Origin of the sequence: Paenibacillus sp. OT2-17 (assembly GCF_009827695.1) — a bacterium.
GTDB lineage: Bacteria > Bacillota > Bacilli > Paenibacillales > Paenibacillaceae > Paenibacillus > Paenibacillus polymyxa_B.
The window spans coordinates 1-2,778 of sequence record NZ_WUDQ01000491.1 but is presented as its reverse complement, the minus strand read 5'-3'; the positions used below and the strand labels follow the sequence as shown (position 1 = coordinate 2,778).

The following is a 2,778-nucleotide window of genomic DNA, read 5'->3' as shown; positions in this document are numbered from 1 at the left end:
ATCAAAATAGGGGTAAGCTGATCACCATATTGCCACAATTTTCGACCCGAACTGGCCTCAAGGGCAACTAGTCTATGGTTCGAGTCAACCGCGAACACCTTACCATTTTCCGCTATTGCTACCGCCTGATCTAGATATCGGTTTCTATCGATTGGGATAACGGGAAAAGACCAGGAAGGTTTGATCACAGGTGCTTGGATTGCGGTGCTATAAGCGGCGTTACTCATGGAAACTGCAGATTGCTCTGCACTTGCCTTTTCAGTGAATCCATCGCTGATTAAGGGCAACCCAATGCTGGCTAACGCCAATCCTGTAAACAATGTGCTGTGTATCATTTTTCTCATACGTGTTGGCTCCTTTAATGGTTAATAGGGGGGAAGGCTTTACAGAAAGTCACCTTTGATTAGACTGTAAATAAATCCAAAAGTTTCATGTTGTGTTTTCGTTTCGATTGTTTAGCATACATAATTAAATTCAGTTGCTTGTGTTCCAACTTGTATCTCTAATTAAAGATTAGTCGCTTGTTCGGTTTTCGTGCTATAATTGTAACAACAAACCGAAGGAGGTGAATCCCTTGTTTGAGCTCCAGGACCTACTCCCTTATTTATTTACAATCGGCTTGCTGTGTACAGTGACTTATACATATCTCGCTCATTTGCATGGCAATGTACCCGAATGCTGGGTCGAAGGCGGGCCCGTAAGGTCTCATGCTTCTCCACAGATGCCGATGTCTGCCCGTGGACAGGACATGCCTGTCCGGCTGGCCCGACATATCCGGCGTAAGGAAGCGCCGGATGAAGATGCATCCGATTGTTCTCCCTCGTTGAACGATGGCACAGCCAATCAACGAGGAGGAACATATGAAACGATTCAAGGGATTCACCTTTTGGGGTAAAAAAGAACGGATATTCGGATTAATGGTAGCGTTGGCGGTAGTCATGCTGCTGTCTGGTTGTGGTGCGAATGCTGCGGAAATAAATGCACAGACACCCGGATTTTTTAATCATTACGTGGTGTTCCCGCTTTCTTGGCTTATACAGCAATTGGCGCAATGGTTTGGTGGAAGCTTTGGGCTGGCGATTATGACTTTGACATTCATTGTCCGGCTGGCCTTACTGCCTCTTATGATGCGTCAAACGCGTGCCCAGCAGGGGATGAAGCGTAAGATGAGCGCCATGCAGCCTGACTTGGACCGAATTAAGAAGAAGTATGAAAACAAGAAAGATACCACCAGCCAGCAGAGTATGCAGCAGGAAATGATGTCGCTTTACAAAGAGCATCAATTCAATCCGCTTAATATCGGTTGTCTGCCAATTCTCATTCAGCTCCCGATCTTGAGCGGTATGTACACTGCAATCCGCTTAACCCCGGAGCTGGCGTCTCACTCCTTCCTATGGTTCCGGCTCGGACAGCCGGACTGGATTTTGGCAATCGTCGTCGCAGTTGTATACTTGGCACAGGCCAAGCTTTCTCAGCTTCAGATGACGCCTGACCAGCGCAAGCAATTTGCGATCATGGGCTATCTTTCACCGATTATGATGGCGGTATTTTCCTTTAATGCCCCTTCTGCCATGCCATTATATTGGACAGTAAGCGGCACCTTTTTGTTGCTTCAGTCGCTGTGGTTCCGTAGACGCTATCCAATAGAGGAAGCAGAGAGTAAGGTTAAACTTGGAGAAGTCACACCAACCTAAATAGAAGATGATGTTTGTTTAACTTGGGAAGTACGTTTGCAGTACGTTACGTGTAATGATAGGATGTCATTCGAGCCGTTTATAAGGCTTAGAATGGCGTCCTTTTTTGTTGCTGCTTTTTCGCTACATTCCGCTCGGGATTTTGTAGTCAATATGAAATCCTTATATTATAAAATGATTCTTAAAGTTGGGAGAGGCTATATGAGAACTCCAACCACGTCCATAGAATGGTATGATAATCAAATAAGGGAGGACGGATGCTATTGCATGAGAAGCGTGCAAAAAGCACCGGGCTATATACCAACAGGGATGCCTCATGGGTGCCCGATCCCGACCTTTTCAAAAAAATGGGTTTCAACATGTGGAGGATGCACCTAGTCTTTGAATGAAATGATAACAGAAAAATGGGTAAAGTAAGATATATACGAAAGCTAATGCTGGACTTTGTTTTATCACGCAATGGATGTTATGGAGGAACTATAGAAAATGAAGCAAACACCAACAAAGTTGCCCATTTCCTTAGCACTGCTCACATGTATAGTATGTGCGCTCGGTTTTGGCTTAATCGCATTATGGGTGAGCGACCATCAAATACGGCATTTTGACCAGAAAATTATTACGGCTATTGGACAGCTGGAGTCGCCCGCCATGACCCGTCTAATGAAATTTTTCACCATGATCGGCAGCGGGATTCCAGTTCTGATCATCATTTTAATTGCCATGTTCGTGCTCTATAGAGTATTGGGACACCGCAGAGAATTGCTTTTTTTGGCGGCTGGCGTGTTGGGATCGGTAATGCTGAATACGATACTGAAATTGATTTTTCAGCGTGCGAGACCGGAGATTAACCGTATTATTGAAGAGAATGGATACAGCTTTCCGAGCGGACATTCCATGACAGCTTTCAGCATGTACGCGGCACTGACATTTTTAGTGTGGAAGCATGTTCCTTCTAAGCTGGGGCGTATCCTTCTTATTGTACTCAGCAGCCTACTGATTGTAGCAATCGGGACGAGCCGCATTTATTTGGGCGTACATTATCCGAGCGACGTTGTGGGTGGCTATTTTATGAGTGGCTGCTGGA

3 protein-coding genes and 1 pseudogene are annotated in these 2,778 nt (G+C 45.4%); 3 read left to right on the top strand and 1 reads right to left on the bottom strand.

Annotated features, from left to right (window positions below):
- Positions 1–344: pseudogene (locus GRP75_RS23605) on the bottom strand (PQQ-binding-like beta-propeller repeat protein); the annotation flags it as partial.
- A 230-nt stretch (positions 345–574) separates the two neighbouring features.
- On the opposite strand from GRP75_RS23605, the gene GRP75_RS23600 reads away from it, so the two are divergent.
- The 3 genes from GRP75_RS23600 to GRP75_RS23590 all read left to right on the top strand — a co-directional run.
- Positions 575–895: a hypothetical protein gene (locus GRP75_RS23600; RefSeq protein WP_013310179.1), complete on the top strand. Its 321-nt coding sequence runs from the start codon at positions 575–577 to the stop codon at positions 893–895.
- A complete protein-coding gene (gene yidC / locus GRP75_RS23595; protein WP_025721137.1) occupies positions 861–1,694 on the top strand; it encodes a membrane protein insertase YidC in 834 nt (277 codons plus the stop codon). The genes GRP75_RS23600 and yidC overlap by 35 nt, the downstream gene beginning before the upstream one ends.
- A gap of 486 nt (positions 1,695–2,180) precedes the next feature.
- A partial coding sequence (locus GRP75_RS23590) for a phosphatase PAP2 family protein (protein WP_160790529.1) occupies positions 2,181–2,778 on the top strand: 598 nt, incomplete at its 3' end.

What these genes read in the sequence shown, in the direction of transcription:
- yidC (WP_025721137.1), top strand. Translation starts at nt 861, where the DNA reads ATGAAACGATTCAAGGGATTCACCTTTTGGGGTAAAAAAGAACGGATA.